Here is a 24,478-nt window from a genome sequence, read left to right on the forward strand (position 1 = left end):
TGTGCGGTAATTTCAACCTACGCCTGGCATCCCAGGCACTCCGGTTACGCAGAATGGGTCGAAAGTGCCAAATCGGTTACAGAAAATTAGGGCTAAGCAGAAAGAATGCGTAACGGGCGTGCGTCCTAGGCGCCCCGGTTACGCAGAATAGGCCGAAAACGCCAAATCGGTTACGGAGAATCAGAGCTAAGCAGGCAAAGTGCTTAACGACCCTGGGCACCAGACGCCCCAGTTACGCAGAATAGGCCGAAAACGCCAAATCGGTTACGGAGAATTAGGGCTGAGCAGAAAGAATGCGTAATGGGTGTGCGTCCCAGACGCCCCAGTTACGCAGAATAGGCCGAAAACGCCAAATCGGTTACGGAGAATCAGAGCTAAGCAGGCAAAATGCGTAACGAGCCTGGGCACCAGGCGCCCCGGTTACGCAGAATGGGCCGAAAACGCCAAATCGGTTACGGAGAATCAGAGCTGAGCAGGCAAAGTGCGTAACGGATCCGCATGCCAAGCTCGTATCCCGGATCCACGTCCTGGATCCGCATCCCAGGCTCGTATTCCGGATCCACGTCCAGGATCCGCATCCCAGGCTTGTATCCCGAACTCATGTCCCGGGGCTCGCATTCCGAAGCCTGCCGTATCCCAGCCGCCCACTTGAACCAGGTATTTTGCAGAGTGCTATTTTGTGATATACTGATTGTAATATGGAGACGGTAGGAGGAAGAGATGGAAAAGATCTTAGTGGTAGAAGACGATAATAGCATTCGCGAGGAGCTTTGTACGCTGCTTCGCGCTAACGGCTATATGCCAGTCAGCGAGGCCCCTTGTGACTTGGCGCTTCTGGATATCAATTTGCCGGGAGAAAGTGGATTTGAAGTGTGCCGGAAACTGCGCCTGCATTCTGATGTGCCGGTGATTTTCCTAACAGCCAGAGATTCAGCCGATGACGAACTGTTGGGGTTTGGCGTGGGCGCTGATGACTATATCCGCAAGCCCTACAATTCCTCTGTGCTTTTAGCAAGGATCAGCAGACTGCTGAAGCGCAAGAGCAGTCCTGTCCTCACGGTGCGTAATCTGACTCTGAACCTCTCTGACATGACCGTCCACTATGACGGGCATTCTCAGGAACTGACCAAAAATGAGACGAGGATTCTGGCGTGCCTGATGCAAAAAGAACTGTGTACCAGGGAGGAAATTATCGAAGATCTTTGGCGCAACAGTTTGTATATCGACGAGAATACCCTTTACGTCAATGTCAACCGGCTCAGGGATAAACTGAAAAAAATGGGCGCGGAGGAATATATCCGCACCGTCAGGGGAGTGGGGTATCGCTTATGAAATTCAGAGATTACTTATACGCAAAGACAGTCACACTTTGCTTTGTCTGTATCGGCGCGCTGCTCGCCGGTGTTTTTCTGGCATTTGCAGAGGTAAGCGCTGCGTTGATTGCCGTCATAGAACTCTTCCTTTTGCTTTTGACCGGCAGTTGGCTGCTGGTCAGCTTTGTCATGGAGCGAAAACAGATCCGCCGCTTGCAGAAGCTAGAAGAAGAATTAGAAGACAAATATCTGCTCGGAGAGATTTTGCCGCAGCCGACGGGGTATCTTGAGCAGCAGTATTACCACATGCTCAGAACGATTTCCCGATCGGCAGTGGGGCTTGTAGAAGAAGCAAGACGGGAAAAAGAGGAATACTGTGACTACGTGGAAAGCTGGATTCATGAGACTAAAACGCCTTTGACCGCATGTTCCCTCATTTTGGACAATGATGGCGATGTCAGAAAGCTGAGGCGGGAGTTAAAGCGAGCAGATAATCTGACGGAAAACATACTCTACTATGCAAGACTTCGCAGTGCCGAGAAGGACACCAAGATCAAAATCCTGCAGGCGGCAGACGTGATTGAGGAAGCGGTGAAAAGTCAGATGGAACTTTTGATCGCATCGAAAATCAGTGTGGAGACGGCGGGGAGTTTTACCGTCTGTACAGACGACAAATCTCTTTGCTTTATTTTAAAGCAACTGCTGATTAACAGTGCGAAGTATTGCCCTGGCTGTCATGTGAATATCACTGCAGCAGAGGGGAAGATGATCTTTGAGGACGACGGCATCGGAATCCCCTCCCATGAAGTCAGGCGTGTCACGGAGAGAGGCTTTACGGGCAGCAACGGCAGGCAGATGGGTCGCAGCACGGGAATGGGATTGTACATCGTAAACGAACTATGCAAGAGATTGGACATCGAGCTGCAAGTTGAATCGGAAGAAGGAAAATTTACCCGGATTACGCTTTTCTTCAGGAATCTAACAAAATTGTAAGATTGATACCCTGCCTGTGTTAGACAAGATATGGCCTTTTCATGCTAGTATTAGAATGAAAAGGAGGAGACGATCAAATGAATGAGATTTTAGAGATTAAAAATGTAACGAAGTATTACGGCAAGGGGAGTGTAGTGACAAAGGCGCTGGACGGTATCTCTTTTTCCGTGGAGAAAGGGGAATTTACGGCAATTATGGGAGCGTCGGGCTCCGGAAAAAGCACCCTGCTCAACGTGATTTCGACCATCGACCGCGTCAGCAGCGGTGAAATTTTCATCGAGGGAGCCAGGCTGACAGAGATGGAAGAAAAGCAGCTGGCCAATTTCCGCAGAGACCAGCTTGGTTTTATCTTTCAGGAATACAACTTGCTCGACACTTTGACTATTGGTGAGAATATTTTGCTGCCGCTAAATTTGCAGAGGAAACCTCATGAAGATGCGGACAGAGAGCTGGTGCGAGTATCGGAGGCTTTAGGTGTTTCCGATCAGCTATCCAAGTTTCCTTATGAGCTGTCTGGGGGACAGCGTCAGAGGGCGGCATGTGCCAGGGCGATTATCACGAACCCGGCGCTGGTTTTGGCAGATGAACCGACAGGCGCTTTGGACTCCAAGAACTCAAAACTTCTGATGGAAACCTTTCAGATGATGAATCAGTCACTGGGTTCGACGATTCTCATGGTAACCCATGATCCGGTCGTAGGCTCCTACGCCAATCGAGTATTGTTTTTAAAAGACGGCAAAATATGGAACGAAGTGAATCGGGGACAGCGGAAGAGACAGGAATTTTACCAGGCGATCGTATCTGTTACAGCGGCGCTGGGAGGTGAGCTTGATGTTCACTAAACTTGCGGTGCGGAATGTCAAGAGACAGTTAGGGAATTATCTGATTTATTTTATGACCGTTTCCCTGACTGTTTCTTTTATATTCGCGATAAACAACGTAATCTATAGTCCGCAGCTTTTGCAGTGGGTGGAAGAAGCGAGTTCCATGAAAATCGCGTTAATCGGACTTACCATATTTATCGCATTGATCGTCGCTTTTGTGCTGGGGTATGCCACCGCATTTATGCTGAAATTGCGCAAGCGGGAGTTCGGTACTTACCTGACATTGGGCATGACTAGAAAAAATATTCTCTCCATCTTTGTTTCGGAAACGATGATCATGTGTTTTACGGCACTGGGACTGGGGATTTTGCTGGGATTGTTTATCTATCAGGGGCTGATTATGATCATGACCAATTTGATGGAAATGGAATTCACCTTTGCCGATTATTCTGCCAAGGGTCTGCTTTGGACCGTCGTGCTGGTGGCGGCCATGTTTGCCATATCGTCCATGGCTTCTGCTCGTTATCTGAAAAAAGTCAGCATTCATGAGCTGATCCATGGCGATCAAATGGTAGAAAAAAGGGTAAAACACCCAACCCTTTGGCTGCTTCTGACTCTGATTTCTCTGAGCGTCGTCATCGGTAGCTGCGTCATGTTCTGCAAGCAGGTAGATATTCTGCTTTTGAAAGACGCTTCAAGTCTGGGCTCTGTTTTCATCAGCTTGTTTGTATTGGCGGGCGGTCTGATTTTATTCCATACGGCAGTTTCCAGAAGTATCGTGAACCTGCTTTTGAAGAGGAAACATTTTTGCAGCAGTGGCAGCCATACCTTCGTTTTGCGCCAGCTCAGCGCATCCCTTCGTGCAAATTCCATAATGATCGGAATGATTGCTTTTTTGATGGCATTTGCAGTCATCGGCGCCAACGCATCCTTCGCCCTGCGAGCGAATACGCGCGCAGTTCTGGACAGAGACATCCCTTTTGACGCTCTCTATATAGAAGAGCAATCTGATGCCGACAATCAATATAGTCCGATTTCCGTGGACGAAGGCGAGAAGATGATTGAAAAATACGCAAAAATTGTCGAAAGACTTCCCTTTGCGTTCTATACGACGGGCAGAGATGATTTGCACAACTGTACAGAATGGTCCGGGGAAGACGATCTGTTCATAACAGAGAGCGATTTTAACAAAATATGCCAGTCTCTGGGATTTGATCCAGTTCAGTTGAATCAGGAATACCTGGTGATCGCAAACGACGCATATACCCTGCAATTTGATTTTTCCCAGACGGAGATTGGCGCTGGTGGCAGAACTTATCGCTACGGCGGCATCAGTCAGGATTACCCTCATTTTGCCTACGTATATTTTTATGTAGTCATACCAGATGAAGCGGTGAAAAATATGGAAACAGCTACGAGATGCGTCGCCTATGATCTGGCAGACGGAAAGTATGATGGCAATCGCCTGAAAGAAGAGTTGAGTTATACCGTGCCAGGTGATGATGAAAATGACGGGCCATACGAGATGTGCAATTATGTATTAAAAGAGTATAACCGAATCAGGAGTAACAGCATTCTTGCAGTTTTTGTCGTCGGCGCCCTGTACATCGCTGCCATATTTCTCTTTATGGCCATGGCGATTCTGGCTTTAAAAATATTATCCACCCTCGCTGAAGACAAAAAGAGATACCGCGTTTTATACCGTCTGGGGGCGGATGAACAGGAGCAGAGCAAAGCGCTGTTCCAGCAGACGTTCAGTTTCTTCTTCCTGCCTTTTGCAATACCTATACTATTGAGCATTCCTACCGGATGGATTTGCGGAAGAATCATGAAGCTGACCGGTTTTGCGGCGCAGCAGACAGAGGTATATCTCATTGCGGCTGTCATCGCTCTTGTCATGATACTGATCTATGTGTTGTATTTTACAGCAACCTATCAGATTGCCAAGCGGACGGTGATCGTAAATAACCAATCGGGGAGGTGATGGAGATGTTAGCGAAGCTGGCCCTGCGAAATGTAAGAAGACAGATGAGCAATTACTTCGTTTACTTTATGACAGTGATTTTGACTGTGGCTTTGTTATTCGCCTTGTGCAACATGATTTTCAGTCCTCAGCTGAATCTGGATGCGGAGAGTAACAGCGGCATGAAGAATGGCTTGATGGTGCTGATTGCCTTTGTCTTCGTCATCGTAACCTTTGTACTGGGGTATGCTGCGTCCTTCCTGCTCAAATTCCGCAAACAGGAGTTTGGCATGTATCTGACCCTTGGCATGACGAGAAATAATATCCTTCTGATTTTTTTGACAGAGACTTTGATCATGGGCATCGTTGCGCTGGGGACGGGCATCCTGCTGGGATTATTTTTCTATCAGGGTATGGTGGCGATCATGATGAAGCTGATGCAGCTGGAACTCACCTTTGCGTCGTATTCTGCCAAAGGCCTTTTGGTCACCATCGGACTTGTCATCGCGATTTTCCTGCTTTCCGCATTTACCTCTTTCGTCTATTTGGAAGTCGTCAACATTTACGACTTACTGCACGGAGCGCAAAAAAGTGAAAAGAAGAGCCGTCATCCAAAGGTTTGGGTCTTCATCATGGCGGCATCTCTATTGATAATGATCGGGGCGGCCATGGATTTCATTGGATTAATTGAAATTCGGTATTCCAGCAGTAAGGGAAACCTGGATACCGAAATCATGCTGGACCTGCTTATCATAGCCATTGCTCTGATTTTCCTCCATATAGGCGTTGCAAAGAGTCTGATTCCGTTTCTGTTTAAGAAAAAAACCTTTTGCGGCAGAGGCACGAACACCTTCACCCTGAGGCAGCTCAGCGGCACCCTCAGCGTCAATTCTGTCATGGTCGGATTGATGGCATTCCTTCTGACAGCGGCAATCTTCGTCTCTAACTGCGCATTTTTCTTAAAAATACTGGAAAGAACAGGGCACGAAAGATCTAACCCCTTTGACGTAACCTATGTTGAAAACAACGATACAGACAGAAAGACTGATCAGGCCATCCTGCCGGAGGAGGCAGAGCCCATCATCGACAACTACGCAAAAATAGAAAAGAAGTGCACCTATACCACCTATAGAGATGAAACCAACGAGCTAGCAGAACCTTTGGACACCTGGTATGAGAAAAACGTCCTCTATGTGTGTACGAATATCTCGCAGTCTGACTTCAATGCACTCTGCAGAGCACTGGGATATCCGACAGTGAATCTGGGCGGACGGTTTCTGGTAGTGACAAATTCGACGCTCGCCGCTGAGACAGATTATTCTTCTGTCACCTTACATTTCGGCAGCAAAGATTACCCTTATGGCGGCAAAAGGGAAGGGCAGTCGCCTCTGCCTGATTCCATTTATACTGTGGTGCCTGATGAGGCGGTGGAGTCTTTGGAGGGGCAGGAGAAAAAAGTCGTCTATGTCTTAGAGCAAAAACAATACGACGCAGAGGGTCTTCAAGAAGATCTGACTTATCATTATACATACACAGATGAATATGGAGAAAATACAAATGATACCTGTGACTACAGGCTGAAAGAAATGGATCGGCAGGTGGGGGACAGTGAAATTGCTATCTTCATCATCGGCGCCCTTTACATCGGCATTGTGTTTCTGCTCATGGTCATGGCGATTCTGGCGCTGAAGATCATGTCGGGATTGACGGAGGACAAGCGCAGATACCGGATGCTCTCCTGCCTGGGGGTCAGTGAAGGTGAACAGAGGCAGACGCTGCTGCGCCAGACGGCCGGCTTCTTTTTCCAGCCACTGATACTGCCCGTTTTGTCCAGCGTCCCCATGGGATGGCTGTTCGGCAGGCTGCTGCAGCTGCACGGCTGCGCAGGACAAGTGGGAGAAATGTATCTTACAACTTTTCTCATCGCTCTGGTCATCACGATCCTCTACCTATTATATTTCATCGCCATCTATCAGATTGCCAAGCGAACTGTGGTGCAGAAAACAAAATGCTGAAATTACATAAGAATAATTGCTATTTCATCGGAATATTGTTAAAATTAAGACAAGCGAACAAATTAAGGAAGGAGATGTTCCTATGAAATACGCATTTACCCACGCCAATTTGCTGGATGGCAGCAGGGATATGGAGGTGCGCCCGTCCATGACGGTGCTCGTAGAAAACGACAAAATCGTATCCCTGAAGGAGAAGGGCAGCGTGCCGGAGGGGTTCGAAGAAATCGACTTACAGGGCAGATACCTGATGCCAGGTCTGATCAACGCCCACGTCCATCTGCCGGGAACCGGGAAACCGACCAATGCCAGCGAAGCGTCTGACTTGGCGGCAAAGGTGGACAAATCCAAGCTGATGCAGACGGTGCTCAGTTCCGTAGTGAAGAAGAATATCCTCACTTCTCTCAATGCAGGGATTACGACCATCCGCTCCGTGGGTGAAGTCAGTTATCGAGATCTGGCGAACAGAGATATGATCAACATCGGGAAATATGTCGGACCGCGGGTTCTGGCCTGTGGCTACGGCGTGACAGTCCACGGCGGCCACACGGATGGCCTGATGGGGATTCCCTGTGAAACGCCGGAAGAGTGTGTCAAAGTCATCCGAGACAATGCGGCCAAGGGGGCGGACTGGATCAAAATCTTCGTCACCGGCGGGGGCTTTGATGCAGCCGTAAAAGGGGAGCCAGGCGTGGTCAGAATGCCTTATGAACTGGCAAAGGCCTCTTGTGATGAAGCCCACAAGCTGGGATTCAAGGTTGCATCCCATACAGAGAGCACAGAAGGGGTGCGCATTGCCCTGAAGGCAGGTGTGGATACCATCGAACACGGTGCACGGATGGACGAGGAAATCATCCGTCTTTATAAAGAAAACGGCTCCGCAGTGATCTGCACCATCATTCCGGCTCTGGCCATTGCCAGACTGCCGGGAGAGATGACCAAGATGACAGAGGTGAATCAGTATAACGCAGAGGTGGTCATGGAGAATATCATCGAAAGCGCCAAACAGGCTTTGGCAAATGATATTCCTGTGGGTCTGGGCACCGATGCCTCCTGCCCGTACATTACCCACTATGCTCTGTGGCGGGAGGTGTACTACTTTGCCAAATTCTGCGGCGTGTCAAACGCTTTTGCCTTGCACACCGTGACCCTCAGAAACGCCGAAATCCTGGGACTCTCTGAAATCACAGGTTCTATTGAAGACGGCAAGTGTGCGGATCTGATTGTGACAGAACAAAATCCTCTGGAAGACCTGACTGCCTTGAAAGACGTATCTCTAGTCATGGCCCGCGGGCATTTCATCAGAGAACCGAAGGTGAAGCGGATAGATTACATAGATCAGGAACTGGATAAATTGCTTTAAAAAGACCAATACTGAATAACGGAAAGGCGGTGCGTGTGCGCCGCCTTTGATATTGCGTCAAAAGTCAGTCTTTACTTGCGTGAAATAGAAACGTATAATAGAAAGTAGACTAGGGTACCAGGGGGAGGATTTATGATTACGGATTCATTTATTCGTGCTTTAACAATAGATAAGACCTATCGAAAGGGCATGCAGATTTTTCTGGAAAAAGACAGGATTTTGGAGTTCAATACCGAAGCAGATGAGGAAGATCCTGATCGCAAGCATATTGATGCATTGGTCAGGGGATCAGACAGGCGGTACTACGACGTCAGTTTAACCTATAACGAAAGAACTGACCAGTTGGAAGAGGAATTTTGTGAATGTCCGGCATTTTCTAATTATGACGGCATCTGCAAGCACTGTGTGGCAGTTCTCAGAGAGTATATGAATCATCAGCAGGGAACCACCCGTCTGGCATCTAAGGTCAGGCAGACATCCTGGGATGGCAGCCGCAGCAATTTTGCTGTCCATAAGCCCCAGACGACTTATGCCATCAAAAACCTTCTCAATATGCAGATTCAAAAAAAGACCGCGCCGATCTTACAAAAAGATGCTTTTGGACGCGTGCGCCTGCTGCCGTCCTTTAAGGTGAATAGGGAGAATCTGGAGACAAAGATTCAGGTTTCCTTTAAAATCGGCATTGACCACATGTATGTTCTGAAGGACGTTTCTGAATTTGCTGAGAATATGGAGGCAGCCGCCAACTTTGCCTATGGCAAGAGATTGCAGTTTATCCATTCTGTAGAGAGTTTTGATCGGGAATCCCAGCCGTTGGCAGAGTTTTTGGTAAAGTGGGTCAAAGATTGGGAGAAAAAAGAACAGGGGAATTCTGTTCTTTACTATACACGGACGATTCCCAAGGTAAGGGAACTATCCATCAGTGGAGCAGAGCTGGAAACCCTTCTGGATATCATGGGAGAGGATACTTTTGAGCTGGAACTGAGCGATTCTGCGGTCAGAGAATGGCGTGTCAGTGAGAAGATTCCGGAGATGGATCTATATATTACAGGCAAAGAAGGCGGCATCGAAGTCGCTACCGATGCCAATCCTCTGGTGAGGGGGCGGGAGCATTATCTCTATTTTGCAGAGGGCGAGATTTTCAAGGTGCCGATCAAAGATGTGAAAGCGATTGACCGCCTGCTTTTCTGCATGGAGAGAAAAGTGAACAATCCGTTCTTTGTCGCAGAAGACGACATCCCTATTTTCTGCCGGGAACTGTATCCCACTCTGAAGCAGCAGTTTCTCTGCCATATAGAGAACTTTGTTGAAGAGGACTACGGCATCGCAGAGGCAGAATTTAAGATTTACCTGGATGCACCGGAGAAAAACGTGGTAACAGGGAAGATTGAAGCTGTTTACGGGGACAAAAAATACAACGTTTATGACCGGCAGACTGATTACGAGAGCCGGGATTTTGTGAAGGAAATTGAGACTGCCGCTCAGATTGTCCCTTATTTTGAGCGCATAGACGAAAGCAGACAGGAACTGGTCATCAGTAAGGATGAGGATACTCTTTACAGCCTGCTGACAGAGGGAATTGACGAAATACAGCAGTTAGGCCAGGTCTATGTCTCGGAAAGCCTCAAAAGAGTCAATATCAGATCGACGCCGACGGTATCCATCGGCATTTCGTTATCCGGCGATTTGCTGGAGCTGTCGTTGACAGCAGGCGATATCTCGCGGGAAGATTTGATCGATATTTTGGGAAGATACAACAAAAAGAAAAAATTTTACCGCTTGAAGAACGGAGATTTTGTACAGATAGAAGACGATGGGATCACCACCTTGGCAGAACTGCGGGAAGGGCTGAACCTGACTGCAAAGCAGCTCCGGCAGGAGACGGTGCTGCTGCCCAAGTACCGTGCACTTTACTTGGACAGTGAATTGCAGGCAAAGACCTCTCTTTCGGTGGATCGCAGCAGAGATTTCCGCGCTTTGATCCGCGACATGAAGACGGTGGACGACAATGATTTCGAGGTGCCGGCGACCTTGTCGAAGACCTTGAGAGAATATCAGAAGAAGGGCTTCCTGTGGCTGAAAACTTTGGCGCACAATGGATTTGGCGGAATTCTGGCTGACGATATGGGGCTTGGGAAGACGCTGCAGATTATCGCCTATCTGCTGTCAGAACAGGAAGAGAAGGAAACTGCAGACAGCCGCCCATCGCTGATCGTCTGTCCGGCATCCCTGGTGTACAACTGGGAGAGTGAAATCCATCGGTTTGCACCTGCCCTAAAGACGCGGTTGATCATCGGAACTGCGGCGGGACGCCAGACTTTGATCGAGGCCATAGAAGCCGGGGAGGTTTGCATCACGTCTTACGAACTGCTGAAGCGGGATATCAAGATTTATCAAGAGGTCGCCTTTGGCTGCCAGGTCATCGACGAAGCGCAGTATATCAAGAACCACAATACCCAGGCGGCAAAGTCTGTAAAGTCAATTCACGCTGGCTTCCGCGTGGCACTGACGGGGACGCCTGTTGAAAACAGACTCAGCGAGCTTTGGAGTATTTTCGATTTCCTGATGCCGGGTTTCTTACATTCCTACGACCGATTCCGCAAGGAAATGGAAAACCCTATCATCCAAGGGCAGGACGAAGAAGCGATGGAGCGGCTTCGCAAGATGACCCATCCCTTTATCCTGCGGCGGCTGAAAAAGGATGTGCTCAAAGATCTGCCGGATAAGATTGAAAAGAATATGTTCACCAGAATGGACGGCGAGCAGCAGAAGTTATATGACGCCCACGTGAAGCAGCTGCAGATGTTCTTAGACGGGGCCAGCGACGAGGAGCTTTCAATGTCGAAGATCCAAATTCTCTCGCAGCTGACCAGGCTGCGCCAAATCTGTTGTGACCCGGCTCTCGTCTATGAAAATTATCAGGGAGTATCGGCCAAGACCCAGATGTGCATCGAACTGATCAGCAATGCAGTCAGCGCAGGACATAAGATTTTATTGTTTTCACAGTTTACCACCATGCTCAGCGATTTGGAAGGGAGACTTGAGCAGGAGGGCATCTCCTACTACATTTTGACAGGAGCGACCAGCAAAGAGAAACGGAGCAGAATGGTGAAAGCTTTTAACGAGGACGATACCTCTGTCTTCTTAATTTCCCTCAAAGCAGGGGGCACCGGATTGAACCTGACGGCCGCAGACATGGTCATTCACTTTGATCCTTGGTGGAACCTGGCGGTGCAGAATCAGGCGACGGACAGAGCCCACCGCATCGGTCAGAAAAATGTGGTGACCGTCTATAAGCTGATTGCGCAGGATACCATCGAGGACAAAATTTTGGAACTGCAGGAGCGCAAGAAGGATCTGGCTGATCAGATTCTCACTGGCAGGGCTATGGAGAGTGTTGACTTTAACCGAGAAGAACTGATGGATTTATTGCGAAAATCATAAGGAGGAACGATATGAGCATTGTTAAGAATGAACCGAAGATTAAGTTTGCACTGATTGCAGCGATTCGCGAACAGTTGGAACAGAGAGCAGCCTGGCTTTATCTTCTCTGCGACGAGGCGCGTAAGAAGGGGCTTCAGCCCATGGACTTTGCACCGGAAGCCATCCGCCGCTGTGGAATTGGCGAAGGCAAGTTTTTGATTAAGAAAGGTAAGACCGATAGTCTGAAAGGCCTTCGCAAGACGTTGTTTTCTCTGCCCGCCAGAAAAGTCTTTGAAATGGATGTGATCAAAAGCACCGATGATGAGCTGGAGCTGCATTTTCATTACTGCCCGCTGGTCAAGGCCTGGCAGAAATGCGGCTGCTCTGACGAGGAAATCGCCATGCTCTGTGACATCGCCATGTGTGGCGATCGGGGTATCGGTGAGGCCTACGGCTGTGAGCTGGAGCTGACAAAGACTATTGCAGGCGGAGATGATATCTGCCATCTGAGATATCACAAATAGAATTAGTGTGGCAGGAATGGGCGGAAAATGTTATAATAGTTTCACAATCTTACGACGTTGCCGTTTTGCCCCAAGCTTGCTTGGCTAGGCAAAACGGACAGCGGAGTGAGTGAAACGAGCGTAGGAGTATTGCGTAAGCAATACGTTGTCGCAAAGAAGAAACCATTGAATCATGAATTTCGATTGAATTTTTAAAGGAATATTCATGATATAATGAGGATAGATTTTACGAGACGAGAAAGGAAGAGATAAGATGATTCAGATTGAAATGTTAAATGTAAAAGGCCAGCCGGTTCAGGGCGTGCGTATTGTAGCACCTGGCGGAGAAGGGCATCCGAATATGCTGGTTCTTCTCTGCAAGAAAGGTTACATCATGTGCGGCTATTTAAATCAGGGAACAGCAGAAGCTGTTAAGGATGCGGCAGCCGTTGTTGGCGGAAGCACTTTTGATGAAATTCTGGCTAATCCGGTCAAGAGCGTTTCTCCTGAGGCAGAAGCTCTCGGCGTCGCTGTCGGTATGACTGGTGCAGAGGCTTGCGAGAAGCTTAACGCATAACAAATCTTAGCTGCCTGCTGGAATCAGTGTGGCAGCTTTTTTTAATAGGAAATATCGATTTCCTATTAAAAAAAAGGGTGTGCAGAGGGGAATCCCCTCGCCGCCCTCAGGAGGGTGCTCAGCCTGAGTAGCAGGCGCCGAAGGGAACCTAGGGTTCCCTAGCGGAGTGGTGCAGCCACTTTTTTTGTATACTAAGATAGAATGGAAAGAGGTGAGCCTGAAGTGAAACTGGTAATTGCTGAAGCTCCATGCAAGGTCTGTTAGGGCAAAACTGCATGGAGTGAATCGATGATTTGCCCAAACGACTTTGCATTTTAATTGAATGATACTAAATTAAAAGGAGCAAAGTCAAAATGAAAAATATCAATTTAATAATGAAAGAACTTCACAATTTTCTGATTTTGTGGTCGACACAATCATTGTCACTGCTCGGAAGTTCGATGACCAATTTTGCGCTTGTGATGTGGACCTATCAGGAAAAGGGTTCAGCTTTAACGACGGCGCTTTTATCCGTCTGTTCCTACGCGCCTTATATCGTGATGAGTATCTTCGCAGGTGCACTGAGCGACACATGGAATAAAAAAGTGACCATGCTGGTCAGCGACAGTTTTGCCGCTCTTTGCACAGTAATGGTCCTCGTATTGCTGAAGTCTGGACAACTGGAAATCTGGCACCTCTATTGCCTCAATGCCTTGAACGGATTGATGGGCACGGTACAGCAGCCGGCTGGAGATGTGGCGATCAGTTTGATCACACCGAGGGAACATTATCAAAAAGTGAGCGGACTGCGTTCCTTCTCAAACTCACTGGTTAACATTCTGTCGCCTGTGGCAGCGACGTCTATTTTCGCAGCTTTTGGGCTAGATGCAGTGATCTACTTTGATTTGTCTACCTTTACTGTAGCCTTTATAGCGCTCTGCTTCTTTGTGGATATTCCCATAGTACAGGAAATAAAGGACAAAGGGAATTCTTTGATTGAGTCGGCAAAGGATGGACTGCGATACCTGAAAGAACACCGCGGGATTTTGGACTTGATTCTCTTTCTGGCAGGCATTAATCTGACAGCGTCTATGTACAACGCAGCTTTTCCCGCCATGCTTCTCTCACGGAGCGGGGGAGGAGAAAGGGCACTGGCCATTGTCAACGCATCGGTGGGAATCGCCATGCTTGTAGGAAGCCTCGCTGCATCTGTGCTGCCAGAACCTAAGAGCAGGGTTCGCATTATTTGCAACACCTTATTCTTGTCCATGAGCACGGAGAACTTCTTTTTGGCCTTTGGCAGTTCGGTTCCTGTCTGGTGTCTGGGTGCAATCTTAGGCTGGATCTGGGTTCCGATTATGAACGCAAACATGGACGTGCTCTTTCGCAGCTATATCCCGGTGGCAATGCAGGGACGAGTCTATTCGACCAGAAATACACTGCAGTTTTTTACCATCCCGGTGGGATACCTTTTTGGCGGTGTACTGGTTGACAAGGTTTTCGAGCCGTTCATGGCCATGCAGCAGCCAGACAGTCTATGGCTTACTGCATTTGGCAGCGGCAAAGGTTCCGGTGCGGCCATGTTCTTTATGATCATCGGCATTCTCGGTGTTGTGACTTGTCTTATTTTTCGAAATGACAGTCATATTTGGAAACTGGAAGAGTGAATAAATATAGGAGCGCCTGCTTGCAGGATGCTCCTTTTTTCATTCATAGAAAATTGCGTTTTTATAATTTCTTATAAATTGAAAAGTGGTTTATGCAGAGGGGAATCCCCTGGCCGCCCTAAGGAGGGTGCTCAGCCTGCAAAGCAGGCACCGAAGGGAACCCTAGGTTCCCTAGCGGAGTGGCGTCAGCCACTTTTTTATGTCAGAAATTAGTATAATAATTTCACGGTGTATCCCTAGAAAGACTTGACAAGTATGGTAAAATAGAAGGGCTGAAATGAAAAAAACGGAGGTTAGGATGAAATTGACAAATCTGCAAGGGGCGGAGCTTATAAATGTTTTAAAAAGTACGATGGGGTCTTTATGGTTGATCACTCTCGAGAGTCAGGAAGTTGAAATTCTGCAGAATGTCATGATACCGGAATTAACCGGCAGAGTGATGGATTACAAAGAGTTAATTGCCATTTATCTGCAGGAATATGTTTACCCTTCAGATAAGGAAAAATGGCAGGCGTGTATGTCTCTGTCGGCTTTAAAAGAGATGTGTCAGTCTGCGTGCAGGGAAAAGGTCTTTGAGATGCGGTTTCGGAATCAATCTTTTGGATTTGAATGGCACCAGGCTTTCTTACACGTATTTGAAGACGAGAGCGGAAAGCCGGATCGTATACTGCTGTCAAGCAGATATATCAATGAATTCAAGAGAGGCGAAATCATTGCCAAAGCTGTCGAGACCGAGTACGATTATGTCAATTACATAGATGCAGATACGAACAGCTATGTGATGTACGCTTCGAATGTGCAGTCGGGAACACCGATGCCTCCGATCACGAGTAACGATTATGAAATGGAAGTGCAGACCTATAACCGCATCTATGTTCCCGCAGAGCAGCAGGAGGAACTGACTGAGAAAATGATGCTTGCAAACATTTTGCCAATTATTGAGGAAAAGGGAGAATGTATCATATATGGTAATATGCTGGAAGATGGCGTTTTAAAAGACAAAAAAATGCGCTACAGCTATTTTGACCGAGAAAATAACATCCTGGTAATGACGAGAACGGATATCACAGAAATCAAAGAAGAAAAACGTCAGAAGCAGCTTTTGCAGGATGCGCTGAACGCTGCTTCTGCCGCCAACAAGGCAAAGTCAGAGTTCCTATCGCGGATGAGCCACGACATCAGAACGCCCATGAACGCCATCATTGGAATGACGGCGATTGCAGGCGCACATATTGAGGAACAGGATCGGGTTGCAGACTGCCTTGCAAAGATTACTTCCTCATCAAGGCTTTTGCTGGGACTGATTAATGAAGTTCTCGATATGGCAAAGGTGGAAAGCGGCAATATTGTTTTGGCGGAAGAAAAGATCGACATGGCTGGCATGACGCAAAGCATTATTAACATGATTCAGCCGATGATTGACAGAAAGAAACAATTTTTTGAAGCCCATATCGAAGATGTGAAGGATGAAATGGTCATTGGAGATTTGCAGCGTTTGCAGCAGGTGCTTCTCAATCTGCTCTCCAATGCGACAAAGTACACGCCGGAAGGCGGCCATATTCTCTTTGAAATTAAGGAAAAGCCTTCTATGCAGAGAGGAATGGGCTGTTATGAATTTTCCGTATCTGACGATGGTATCGGCATGACTCAGGATTTTTTGGAAAGGATATTTGAACCCTTTGAAAGAGCTGATGACGAAGCAATTCGTTCCATTCCGGGAACTGGTCTGGGTATGGCAATCAGCAAAAATATTGTGGAAATGCTGGATGGTACAATTCAGGTTGAAAGTACCTATGGAAAAGGGTCAAAATTTACAGCCACTTTCTGTCTCAGACTGCAGGAGCAGCCAGAGTGGAATACGGCATCCCTGGCCGGGCTTCCAATTTTGGTAGTGGATGATGATGAAATCGTCTGTGTGGATGTATGTGAAAGACTTGAAAAAATGGGCATGGACGGCGAATATACTCTTTGCGGAAGAGATGCGGTAGAGAAGGTGGTGTCCGCGCATTACAAGGGCAGAGACTACTTTGCCGTTATTATAGATTTGAGGATGCCAGGGATGGACGGCATAGAAACCACGAGACGAATACGCGCACAAGTGGGTAAAGAGGTGCCGATCATCATGATTTCGGCCTATGATTGGTCAGAATTCGAGGATGAAGCCGTTAAAGCCGGGGTCAACGACTTTATCGTCAAACCTTTGTTCCAGTCCAGATTGGTTTACAAGCTGAATCAACTCGTTTCCAAACAGTCAGAGCCTATTTCAAAGGGATTTAATTCTTTGCCGCAAGGCGAGTATGGCGGAAAGCGAATCCTCTTGGCAGAAGACAATGCTCTGAACCGCGAAATCGCTACAGAACTGCTCTCTGCTGTCAATCTCGATGTAGAGGTAGCGGAGAATGGTCAGATTGCCGTGAATATGGTGCAGGAGAAACCAGAGGATTACTACGATTTGATCTTCATGGATATGCAGATGCCTGTTATGGACGGCTGCGATGCTGTGAGAAATATTCGAGGATTGAACCGCAAAGATGTGAAGCGGATGCCCATCATCGCTATGACCGCCAACGCTTTTTCTGACGACGTCGAAAAGACAAAGGCAGCGGGAATGAATGAACATTTGTCAAAACCAATCGATATGGAAGTGTTGAGCCAGACATTGGCTAAGTGGCTGTTGTAAAGGATATGGGGTGAAAATACAACTGGTAAGAATTTCTTACCAGTTGTTTGTTTATTCCATAGGAAATATCGTCCGTAGGACGTATTTCCGCGTTGCTTATATTAATCTAGTAATTGCCCTTTTCTATAAGACTATTCTAAATAATCGGGGTTCTGGTAGTAAACGCCGATTTTGAAGTTGGAAATCTCATCGCTGATAAAGGATTTGAAGATTTTGATCATTTGCTGACTTCTTCACCAGGCTTTGCGCAGTCTTCGATCATAATGGAGTAGAGTCTGCCAATATCCATGAAACCAGGAATCCTATATTTGCTATTTGTTATGGTATCAAACTCACCAGGTTTGATGCCATAGATTTCTATGATTTCATCGCTGACCTGTTCGAAGGAGAGGCAGTGGTTGACCTCTGCATCCTACAGCTGCTTGAGTACGCCGTCCTTTCCAAGGGCATCGATAATCGCACCTCTTTGGTTATTCGTTCTACGTGCCGTGTCCTCGATGAGAGAGCATACGTAGAAAAAATCATTTTGCTGTTTGTCAGTCATAGATTATCTCGCTTTCTTTGAAGGTAAGGCAGTCAAGTGCTGCTAGCGTGTAGAAGCTGATTTGATGGGTAGGATATCGAAATTCTGCAAGTGCTCAAAATTGTTTTTTTTGATTTTACCAAATATGAAATCGTTCACATAATTCCATATGGTATCATTGGCCATGGGGCCTTCTACGATGTCATGACGATGGGTTTCTCTACTTCTGCAATGAGCTACAAAATCTAACCATTCATCTGTCAACTGATCAAATCTCAAAATATTTAATGAATTGTCAGGCTCATAATCATATGAATTGATAATGGGCGTGCCGTCACTGCGGTTGGCGCAGCGTATGGCCTGATCAAGCTTGTTGGTGCAGTAAAAACCCACGAGGAATCTTTTGTGTATTTTGTATAACGGATTTTAGGAATTTCAACGATTTTCTTACTGGCGTGGTATAGGATCATTAAATTGACTCCTTTCAAATATCATGAATTTGAGTATATTATACCAAATTAACAGTCTATAAAAAAGTTTCATAGTATTATATGTAAAGAAGCGAATATAAAATATTCGTTGACAAATATGTGAAGGAGTGCTATGATAAAAATATGAAAAGTCTGAAAATTAAAAAAGGGATTGATAATGACAATCCCTCCTTCTTTACAGTATAAAACTATTTTTCAATCCACTAAGTGAGGCACCTAGACACAGTTATCATACCATATAATTAATTTGCAACGCAAGTGGAAGATATTGGAGGAATCAATGAGGCAGAAATCCCATCTCGCACATATCGCAAATATTGACGGAAAACGAGTAGAACAGACAGTTAAAGAGCACTCCCTACAAACAGCTGCATATACTGCCAAGTGCTTAAAATCAGCAGGGCTATATTACACTGGCCTCTTTGCAGGATTGCTACACGATTGCGGAAAGACAAAGATAGCTATGACCGAATACCTTGAGGCATCATTCGAGGGTAAAGGACCGCGGCGTGGAAGCGTAAATCACACCTTTGCGGCGGCAAAGCTTATTATGCAGCGCTATTGGGAAAAAGCAAAGACGCCGCATGAGAAACTAGCCTGTGAGATTCTTGCAGTCGCAATAGGATCACATCATGGTCTCTACGATATAGAAGATTCCACGGGTCTTAAAGAGGAGAACGGTCTTTCCCATAGAGCAGATTGTGATGATGAGGAAATCAGTTATGTAGAGACAATCAATAATTTCTTTCAAGAAGTAGCGGATCAAGAAACAATAGATGATTATTTTGCTAAAGCTTGTGAAGAAATCCTCGCTTTTGTTAAGAAAATGGAAATTTATGCTTCAGAATATGAAGCATCTGGTATGTCTTTTATGTTTGGACTTCTCGCACGATTGATTACATCAGCTGTGATAGAAGGAGACCGCCGCGATACCGCTGAATTTATGAATGGTAAATCAATCGACTTGCTTCAAGCAGATCAGAAGTTCTGGCAGAGACAAATAGAATATATGGAAGGACAGTTGAAAAATTTCCATTCGGACACTCCATTGAATAAAGTGCGTTCAGACATTTCTAATCAGTGCAAAATTTTTGCAAAAGAAAAAGGCGGTATCCATAGACTGACCGTACAGACGGGTTCTGGGAAAACTCTAGCATCGCTCAGATATGCACTGGCTCACGCTGCAGAGTATAACAAAGAGCGGATCATTTACATTATTCCCTTGCTTAGCGTCCTAGATCAAAATAGCAAGGACATACATACATATATAAAAGATAATCAGTGTATTCTCGAACATCATTCTAACCTTGTTAAAACGATAGAGGATCAGGAAGAATTGGACAAGCGAGAATTAATGACTGAAACTTGGGATGCGCCTGTGATAATTTCAACGTTAGTACAGCTTTTAAATATCCTGTTTTCACATAAGTCTACAGCAATTAGGAGAATGAATTCGCTATGTAACAGTGTGATTATCATTGATGAGGTTCAATCTCTTCCACTGAAATTTGGAGAATTGTTTAACATGGTTCTGAATTTTCTGGCAGAGCATTGTGGCGTAACCATTATTCTCTGTTCAGCCACACAACCGGCATTTGAACAATTTAAGTGGTCATTACATTTAGCAGAAAACATCGATCTGGTTAAAATTAAACCAGAATATGAACAAGTTTTCAGAAGAACCTCAATCATAAACAAAATTACGCCACAAGGAATGACTCTTGATGAATTATCTGACTTTGCGGTGGAAAACGTAGAAAATAAGGATTCCCTCTTAATCATCTGCAATACAAAAAAGACTGCGAGGGAACTGTACAAAAAACTCAAATTGGTGAAGCAGGATGACTGGGATATTTGCCATCTTTCGACCTCCATGTGTAAGGAACACAGAAATAAGGTGCTGAATCGGATCGGTAAGACACCTGGACTTAATGAAGAACGTAAGGTAATCTGCATCTCAACACAGTTGGTGGAGGCGGGCATAGATTTTTCCTTTGAAAGTGTTATTAGAATTTGGGCAGGACTTGATAGTATTGTTCAGGCGGCTGGAAGATGTAATCGTAATAATGATTGGGAAAAAATCTGTCCAGTATATATCGTCAACTTGCAAAATGAATCCCTTGGATCTCTGGAATACATCAAGGAAGGACAGAAGACCTTAGAATCGGTTCTTCATGAAGTGGAAAATCAGAGAAATCAAGATTACTTATCTCCAGCCTTTACAGAAAGATATTTTAAACGTTTGTATTCGTCTGTTTATAGTGAAAAAGAAACCCAATTTATTGTAAAGGTACATAATCAACCACTTTCCATCCGCACCATGCTTTCAACAAATGGAGGTCTAAAATGTAACAAGCACTATTATTTAAAACAAGCTTTTAAAACAGCTGGTGAAAACTGCAAAGTCTTTGATGATGATAAATCAGATGTCATCGTTGCTTACGATGAAAAAGCTAAGGAATATCAACTCAACCTTACATCAGCGAAAGCAGAGAATGACATACAATATGTTAAGGAACAGCTCAAAAACTTGAAACCGTATACTGTGAGCTTATTTGAAAATGAACTACGGGCATTACGGGAAGACAATAAACTGGAAGAAGTGATTTTTCCTGGTGTGATTTTCTTAGATAAATCGGCTTATTCAGACGAATTAGGAGTTTGTATAGGTGAGTATTTTATAGATGATGGTATTTTAATGAGTTAGTGAAAGGAGGAGTTATATGATCCATGATAATTTTGTGGAATTTAAGGTTACGGGAGAATATGCACTTTTCTCCGATCCTGTAAATCGGGTTGGGGGAGAAAAGTTTACCTATCAAGTACCTACTTATGAGGCGCTGAAAGGTATTATGCACAGCATCTACTGGAAACCGACAATCATTTGGATTATCGATTCTGTTCGAGTTATGAATCAAATTCAAACAGAGTCTAAGGGAATCAGGCCTATTAAATACAGTAGCAATAAAAATGATCTTTCATATTATACATACCTGAAAGATTGCTGTTATCAAGTAAAGGCTCATTTTATTTGGAATGAGAACAGACCTGAACTTGCAAATGATCGAAATGAAAATAAACACCACATGATAGCAAAGAGGATGATTGAAAGAGGAGGGCGTCGTGACATCTATCTAGGTACCCGTGAATGCCAAGGGTATGTAGAGCCATGCCGATTTGGTGAGGACAGGAGTGCTTATGATGAAACAACAGAGTTGGATTTTGGCATGATGTATCATGGCATAACCTATGCCGATGAGGCATATTCGGAAGAAACGAAAGGGAAATTATCCGTTAGGCTTTGGCATGCTGTCATGCGCAATGGAATCATCAATTTTGACCGGCCAGAAGACTGCCTGCATCGTCAAATAAAGGAAATGGATATGAAACCTTTTGGAGAGGAATACGACAATTTTGTGAGTGTCGATGTGACAGGAGGTGAGTGCGGTGTCCTGGATGAAGATGCTCTATGATACTTATGATCAAAATGAAGGCGAGATAGCTAACTTCAAGAGAGAAAACTATCTGTGCCCAATTGCACATATGACAGCGAGTTCTCAAATAGAAATTACTGTAGATATACAGGGGGAATTTCATAGCGCAAGGCAAATAACAGATAGAGGAGATGCAGAGACTATTATACCTGTTACGGATGAGTCAGCGGGAAGAGCTAGTGGTATCGCCCCACATCCGCTGTGCGATAATCTGACTTATGTAGCTGGCGATTATGTAGAGTATATAAGTGTTAAAAAAGATGTCGAATCTAGTAAAGGAAGGTTTGAGGAGTACATCAAAGCTTTAGAAAAATGGCAGCAATCACCTTACACATGTAAGAAAATCCAAGGCATCTATCAATATGTGACCAAAAAGTCAATGATAAAAGACCTGATTGGCGCTGGAATTATCGTCCTTGATGAGACTGGACAGCTATCAAAAGAGAAAATTGCAGGGAGATCTTACGACAAATGTATTGTGCGTTTTCGTATTCTAGGATCAGGGCAGCCAGAAGAATGCTGGCAGGATAAATCGCTTTTTCAAGCATATCAGACATACTATCTGGAACAGAGGAAGGAGTATGGCAGGTCGGATATCTGCTATCTGACGGGAAAGCAGGCTGTTACATCTGAGAATCATCCGAAAGGGATTCTGCCGGCGAGTTACGGTGCGAAACTTGTCTCTGCCAATGACAATACAGACTTTACTTTTAGAGGGCGTTTTAGAACAGGCGAAGAAGCATATGCCGTCAGCTACGAGGCAACGCAGAAAGCACACAATGCTCTGAAATGGCTGGCAAAAATACAAGGGTATATTGTAGGTATGCAGGATAAGAGAACTTATATTTGCTGGAACACCAAAGGGAAAAAAGTCGTACAAATTGATGAATTAGGCTATTTGACGGATGATGAAGATGATCGGCCATCGACCATGCCGGAGTATAAGCAAAAATTGCAAGAACTTATCGAGGGATATCGTGATCAATTTGATGACACAGATGAAGTTGCTTTGATGGCTCTTGAAGCGGCAACCACGGGACGGCTATCCATCGTATACTACAATCAGTTGTTAGCTAATGATTACTTTGAGCGAATTAGAGATTGGCATGAGCACTGCTGCTGGCAATTCACAACCTTTGATCAAGCGGGAAATCCAAAACAGGAGATTAAAACGCCAACCATTAAAAGAATGGTGGAATACACCTTTGGCGTTCAGCAGGGAGACTTTGTAAAGGTTAGTGATAAATTGATGATCATGCAGTATCAAAGACTTTTTCACTGTATTGTTGATAAGCAAAGCATTCCACATGATTTTGTCGAAGCAATTTTCCATCGTGCGTGTCAGCCACTGGGATACTCTTTTGGCAATAGAGAGCGACTGCTTTCAATAGCTTGCGCAATGATTGCAAAGTACTATTATGATAAGAACGATAAGGAGGGAATAAACATGGAAGTCGATAAAAACATAAATGATCGGGACTATCTCTATGGCAGACTTTTGGCAGTATACGAGAAGCTGGAAAGAAGCACATATGGAAAGGATGAGAAAAGAGAGCCTAATGCGATTCGCTTGCAGACAGTTTATGCGCAGCATCCTGCTTCTACCAGGCTGATTATTGAGAATGCATTGAATCCGTATTTTCAGAGGCTGAGTCCTCAGTCCAGGGAATTTTATAGAAAGGAAATCGAAGAGATTTCTAATAAGATTTCCCTGGATATGGAGAATAAGCAACTTGGCTATAAATATCTGATCGGCTATTGGGCTGAACGAGCAGATTTACGAAAAAAGAATGATGACGCGAAGAAAGTTGAGGAGGAGTAAAAATGAGTATTTTAGAGAACAAGATTGATTTTATCGTTTTAGCTGCAGTAAAAGACGCAAATCCTAACGGTGATCCGTTAAATGGCAACAGACCGAGAAGTACATATGACGGCTTTGGAGAAATTTCCGATGTCTGCATCAAAAGAAAATTGCGTAATCGTCTTCAGGATGAAGGGCAAAGAATTTTTGTGCAGTCAGAAGAGCGTTGCGACGATGGATTTACCAGTCTTAGTGACAGGGCTAAGAAAAGCTTGCCAGAAAAACTCTCTAAGGATGAATTTGCACAGAAAGCTTGTGAAGCATGGTACGATGTTAGAGCTTTTGGACAAGTTTTCGCATTCAAAGGTGCGGGACCAAAAGAAGGTGTTTCTGTAGGCGTTCGTGGACCCGTATCCATACATCAGGCGAAAAGTATCACTCCTGTGGAAATCATCAGCCAGCAAATTACGAAGAGCGTTAACAGTGAATCTGGTGACAAAAAAGGTGCAGATACTATGGGGATGAAACACAGGGTGAATTTTGGACTCTATGAAATAAAAGGCTCTATTAATGTGCAGTTAGCCGAAAAAACGGGATTTACGGAGGAAGATGCGGATCTGCTGAAGCAGTGCTTACGTTCGCTATTTATCAATGATGCTTCCTCAGCCCGACCGGATGGCAGCATGGAAGTGATAAGTGTTTACTGGTGGAAACACAATAATAAAATAGGACAGTATTCATCAGCAAAAGTACACCGCTCTTTGGAAGTTAAACTGGTGGACGAGATGTCGATACCAACTTCAATTAATGATTATGAAATTAAGTTGGAACCTTTAGAAGGGCTAGAACCTGAAATTATAGAAGGTATGTAA

General features: G+C 45.4%; 17 protein-coding genes. 15 read left to right on the forward strand and 2 right to left on the reverse strand.

Annotated elements, in window-relative coordinates:
• The first annotated feature begins 720 nt into the window (after nt 1–720).
• From BN6539_RS07900 to BN6539_RS07950, 11 genes are all read left to right on the forward strand, one after another.
• On the forward strand, nt 721–1,332 hold the full coding sequence (locus BN6539_RS07900; protein WP_067536185.1) for a response regulator transcription factor: 612 nt from the start codon (nt 721–723) through the stop codon (nt 1,330–1,332).
• Complete coding sequence (locus BN6539_RS07905) at nt 1,329–2,306, forward strand: sensor histidine kinase (RefSeq protein WP_067536188.1); 978 nt, start codon at nt 1,329–1,331, stop codon at nt 2,304–2,306. Before BN6539_RS07900 ends, BN6539_RS07905 begins: the two co-directional genes overlap by 4 nt.
• A gap of 77 nt (nt 2,307–2,383) precedes the next feature.
• On the forward strand, nt 2,384–3,148 hold the full coding sequence (locus BN6539_RS07910; protein ID WP_067536191.1) for an ABC transporter ATP-binding protein: 765 nt from the start codon (nt 2,384–2,386) through the stop codon (nt 3,146–3,148).
• Nucleotides 3,138–5,114, forward strand: coding sequence for an ABC transporter permease (locus BN6539_RS07915; RefSeq protein WP_067536194.1), 1,977 nt, complete (start codon nt 3,138–3,140; stop codon nt 5,112–5,114). Before BN6539_RS07910 ends, BN6539_RS07915 begins: the two co-directional genes overlap by 11 nt.
• A 5-nt stretch (nt 5,115–5,119) precedes the next feature.
• The gene (locus BN6539_RS07920; RefSeq protein ID WP_067536197.1) at nt 5,120–7,108 is read left to right on the forward strand and encodes an ABC transporter permease; all 1,989 of its coding nucleotides are present in this window, start codon (nt 5,120–5,122) and stop codon (nt 7,106–7,108) included.
• Nucleotides 7,109–7,190: 82 nt separating this feature from the next.
• The gene (locus tag BN6539_RS07925; RefSeq protein ID WP_067536199.1) at nt 7,191–8,468 is read left to right on the forward strand and encodes an amidohydrolase family protein; all 1,278 of its coding nucleotides are present in this window, start codon (nt 7,191–7,193) and stop codon (nt 8,466–8,468) included.
• 132 nt (nt 8,469–8,600) lie between these two features.
• Nucleotides 8,601–11,912, forward strand: coding sequence for a DEAD/DEAH box helicase (locus BN6539_RS07930; RefSeq protein WP_067536201.1), 3,312 nt, complete (start codon nt 8,601–8,603; stop codon nt 11,910–11,912).
• Nucleotides 11,913–11,923: 11 nt separating this feature from the next.
• The gene (locus BN6539_RS07935) at nt 11,924–12,415 is read left to right on the forward strand and encodes an L-2-amino-thiazoline-4-carboxylic acid hydrolase (protein WP_067536203.1); all 492 of its coding nucleotides are present in this window, start codon (nt 11,924–11,926) and stop codon (nt 12,413–12,415) included.
• Between the two features lie 253 nt (nt 12,416–12,668).
• Entirely contained in the window at nt 12,669–12,971 is a 303-nt protein-coding gene (locus BN6539_RS07940) for a YunC family protein (protein ID WP_067536206.1), read from the forward strand.
• A 353-nt stretch (nt 12,972–13,324) separates the two neighbouring features.
• Nucleotides 13,325–14,617, forward strand: a complete 1,293-nt coding sequence (locus tag BN6539_RS07945) for an MFS transporter (protein ID WP_067536209.1) — start codon at nt 13,325–13,327, stop codon at nt 14,615–14,617.
• A 298-nt stretch (nt 14,618–14,915) separates the two neighbouring features.
• Nucleotides 14,916–17,297, forward strand: coding sequence for a hybrid sensor histidine kinase/response regulator (locus BN6539_RS07950; RefSeq protein ID WP_067538167.1), 2,382 nt, complete (start codon nt 14,916–14,918; stop codon nt 17,295–17,297).
• Between the two features lie 412 nt (nt 17,298–17,709).
• Here the strand turns inward: BN6539_RS07950 and BN6539_RS23215 are convergent, their stop codons facing one another.
• Complete coding sequence (locus BN6539_RS23215) at nt 17,710–17,841, reverse strand: hypothetical protein (protein WP_317870209.1); 132 nt, start codon at nt 17,839–17,841, stop codon at nt 17,710–17,712.
• A gap of 42 nt (nt 17,842–17,883) precedes the next feature.
• Nucleotides 17,884–18,213, reverse strand: coding sequence for a DUF3990 domain-containing protein (locus BN6539_RS23425; RefSeq protein ID WP_369907417.1), 330 nt, complete (start codon nt 18,211–18,213; stop codon nt 17,884–17,886).
• Between the two features lie 378 nt (nt 18,214–18,591).
• Between BN6539_RS23425 and BN6539_RS07965 the strand changes: the two genes are divergently transcribed.
• Genes BN6539_RS07965 through cas7c form a run of 4 tightly spaced genes read left to right on the forward strand, consistent with a single transcriptional unit; the run spans nt 18,592 to nt 24,478 of the window.
• Nucleotides 18,592–21,018 (forward strand): CRISPR-associated helicase/endonuclease Cas3, encoded by a 2,427-nt coding sequence (locus tag BN6539_RS07965; RefSeq protein WP_067536211.1) that lies wholly within the window; start codon nt 18,592–18,594, stop codon nt 21,016–21,018.
• A 16-nt stretch (nt 21,019–21,034) separates the two neighbouring features.
• Nucleotides 21,035–21,784 carry a type I-C CRISPR-associated protein Cas5c gene (cas5c, locus tag BN6539_RS07970; protein ID WP_067536214.1) on the forward strand — a complete coding sequence of 250 codons (750 nt, stop codon included), beginning with the start codon at nt 21,035–21,037 and terminating at the stop codon, nt 21,782–21,784.
• A complete protein-coding gene (gene cas8c / locus BN6539_RS07975) occupies nt 21,768–23,627 on the forward strand; it encodes a type I-C CRISPR-associated protein Cas8c/Csd1 (protein ID WP_067536217.1) in 1,860 nt (619 codons plus the stop codon). Before cas5c ends, cas8c begins: the two co-directional genes overlap by 17 nt.
• A 2-nt stretch (nt 23,628–23,629) precedes the next feature.
• Complete coding sequence (cas7c, locus tag BN6539_RS07980) at nt 23,630–24,478, forward strand: type I-C CRISPR-associated protein Cas7/Csd2 (RefSeq protein ID WP_067536220.1); 849 nt, start codon at nt 23,630–23,632, stop codon at nt 24,476–24,478.

The sequence above is a fragment of the Emergencia timonensis genome, from assembly GCF_900086585.1.
In the GTDB taxonomy this organism is placed as follows: Bacteria; Bacillota; Clostridia; order Peptostreptococcales; family Anaerovoracaceae; genus Senimuribacter; species Senimuribacter timonensis.

Coding starts and splice junctions, on each gene's coding strand:
- BN6539_RS07950 (WP_067538167.1), top strand. CDS start 14,916: ATGAAATTGACAAATCTGCAAGGGGCGGAGCTTATAAATGTTTTAAAA.
- BN6539_RS07935 (WP_067536203.1), top strand. CDS start 11,924: ATGAGCATTGTTAAGAATGAACCGAAGATTAAGTTTGCACTGATTGCA.
- BN6539_RS07915 (WP_067536194.1), top strand. CDS start 3,138: ATGTTCACTAAACTTGCGGTGCGGAATGTCAAGAGACAGTTAGGGAAT.
- BN6539_RS07925 (WP_067536199.1), top strand. CDS start 7,191: ATGAAATACGCATTTACCCACGCCAATTTGCTGGATGGCAGCAGGGAT.
- BN6539_RS07905 (WP_067536188.1), top strand. CDS start 1,329: ATGAAATTCAGAGATTACTTATACGCAAAGACAGTCACACTTTGCTTT.
- cas8c (WP_067536217.1), top strand. CDS start 21,768: ATGAAGATGCTCTATGATACTTATGATCAAAATGAAGGCGAGATAGCT.
- BN6539_RS07900 (WP_067536185.1), top strand. CDS start 721: ATGGAAAAGATCTTAGTGGTAGAAGACGATAATAGCATTCGCGAGGAG.
- BN6539_RS07940 (WP_067536206.1), top strand. CDS start 12,669: ATGATTCAGATTGAAATGTTAAATGTAAAAGGCCAGCCGGTTCAGGGC.
- BN6539_RS23215 (WP_317870209.1), bottom strand. CDS start 17,841: ATGACTGACAAACAGCAAAATGATTTTTTCTACGTATGCTCTCTCATC.
- cas7c (WP_067536220.1), top strand. CDS start 23,630: ATGAGTATTTTAGAGAACAAGATTGATTTTATCGTTTTAGCTGCAGTA.
- BN6539_RS07930 (WP_067536201.1), top strand. CDS start 8,601: ATGATTACGGATTCATTTATTCGTGCTTTAACAATAGATAAGACCTAT.
- BN6539_RS07920 (WP_067536197.1), top strand. CDS start 5,120: ATGTTAGCGAAGCTGGCCCTGCGAAATGTAAGAAGACAGATGAGCAAT.
- BN6539_RS07965 (WP_067536211.1), top strand. CDS start 18,592: ATGAGGCAGAAATCCCATCTCGCACATATCGCAAATATTGACGGAAAA.
- cas5c (WP_067536214.1), top strand. CDS start 21,035: ATGATCCATGATAATTTTGTGGAATTTAAGGTTACGGGAGAATATGCA.
- BN6539_RS07945 (WP_067536209.1), top strand. CDS start 13,325: ATGAAAAATATCAATTTAATAATGAAAGAACTTCACAATTTTCTGATT.
- BN6539_RS07910 (WP_067536191.1), top strand. CDS start 2,384: ATGAATGAGATTTTAGAGATTAAAAATGTAACGAAGTATTACGGCAAG.